The sequence below is a fragment of the Streptomyces sp. BR123 genome (genome assembly GCF_013401435.1).
GTDB lineage: Bacteria > Actinomycetota > Actinomycetes > Streptomycetales > Streptomycetaceae > Streptomyces.
Genome location: NZ_JACBGN010000588.1, coordinates 1 through 1,512 on the forward strand (window position 1 = coordinate 1; position 1,512 = coordinate 1,512).

2 protein-coding genes are annotated in these 1,512 nt (G+C 75.4%); both read right to left on the reverse strand.

Annotated elements, in window-relative coordinates; genetic code table 11:
• Positions 1 to 106: 106 nt before the first annotated feature.
• Positions 107 to 895, reverse strand: coding sequence for a thioredoxin family protein (locus HYE82_RS36475; protein ID WP_179178511.1), 789 nt, complete (start codon positions 893 to 895; stop codon positions 107 to 109).
• Positions 896 to 1,184: 289 nt separating this feature from the next.
• Positions 1,185 to 1,512, reverse strand: a 328-nt coding sequence (locus HYE82_RS36480) for a hypothetical protein (protein WP_256988210.1), incomplete at its 5' end; no start/stop codon positions are given.

Here is a 1,512-nt window from a genome sequence, read left to right on the forward strand (position 1 = left end):
GCGCCGCCCCCGCCGTCCCCGCCGCCCCCGCTGTCCGTCAGGGCGCCGGCGAGGACGCAGCCTGCCGCCACCGCGAGGCCGGCCGCTGCGGCCCGCACAGCTCGTCTCATGACGCCCACTGGCGGAGGAAGGCGTTCAGGCCCTCTGGCGTCAGGGGCGGATTGCCCGTGACGTGGGTGTCGGTGCGCACCGTGCCGGTCGGGGAGACGACGACCAGGACGGGCATCTTGTAGGTGCCGCCGGAGGGGCTGTACTTGCCCAGGAGCGCGGAGTTCGCGGGGTTGTTGCCGCCGATGTCCACCTTGACCATGTGGTACGAGGCCCCGAGGATCGCCGCGGTCTGCGACTGGGCGAACACCTTGTCGGCGGCCTTGCAGTTGCCGCACCAGTTCGCACCGAAGTCGAGCAGCACCATCCGCCCGTCCGCCTTGGCCGCGCGCAGCGCCGCGTCGATCTGCTTCTGCGCGTCGGCCGAACTGTCGTAACCGGGGCCGGGGACCGCCGCCGGAGCGGGCGCGGCCGACGAACGGGCCGTCGGCTTCGCCGACGTCCGGGCGGGGGTGGCCCCCGTCCCGGCCCGCGAGGGCGCGGCGGAAGCGGCGGCGGAAGCGGGGGCGGAGGCGGAGGCGGACGGCGAGGCGGAAGCGGACGGGGACGCCTCGGCGGCCGCGCCGGCCGGCTCCGAAGCGGAGGGGAGGGACTCCGCGGTCGGGCGGGCAGCGGTGGGCTTCGCGGATCCCACGGGCTGCGAGGACGGCCCGCAGGCGGCGGTCAGCCCCACGGCGACCACGGCCGCGGCGGCCAGCGGCAGACGTATCCCGAGGGGCGCGGCGGGGCGGGACGGTGTCGTCGTACGGCGGGCGGCGCGGACGGGTCGGAGCATGCGGGAACTCATGGCGAAGACACCTCAGGGCACGGTTCGGACGGCGGGACGGGCTTCGGGTGCCCCCCGCTCGGTGGACGGCGGCCCGCACGGTCCGCCGGGGAGTCGTTCCCCGGCGTCGACGGCCGCTCGGCTGAAGCGAGCATAGGACCGCTCGGGGCTGCCGGAACCGTCTCGGCGCGGTCTTCAGCTTGCCCTAAGGAACAGCTCACCTTCCGCTTCGCCGGAGTTCGGCCCATGACCGCGCACAAGGCGTGGACCCCGTGAAGGGGACCGGGGCGGCCGAGCGCTGCGGAGGGGGTCAGAACGACGTTTCGCGGACGCTGGCCCGCGGCCCCGGGTCGATCGTCGCCGTGATGACCGACGTGTGGTTGTCGCTGGCGAACGTGACCGTGAGGGTGTCGTCCGCGGTCTGCGAGGTGGTCGCCTTGAAACCGCGGCCGGGGATCGCGGAGATCAGGCAGACGCCCCGGCTTCCGTACCGCACGGTGGCCTTGCCGCCCTGCGACGGGACGGTGTGCAGGCCCACTCCGCCGCCCTCGCAGTCGACGTCCGCCTTGGGGGCGGCGGTTCGGGGGGTTCCGGAGGCGGTCTTGGAGGGGGTGGCGCTCGCGGCCGAGGGGGAGGGC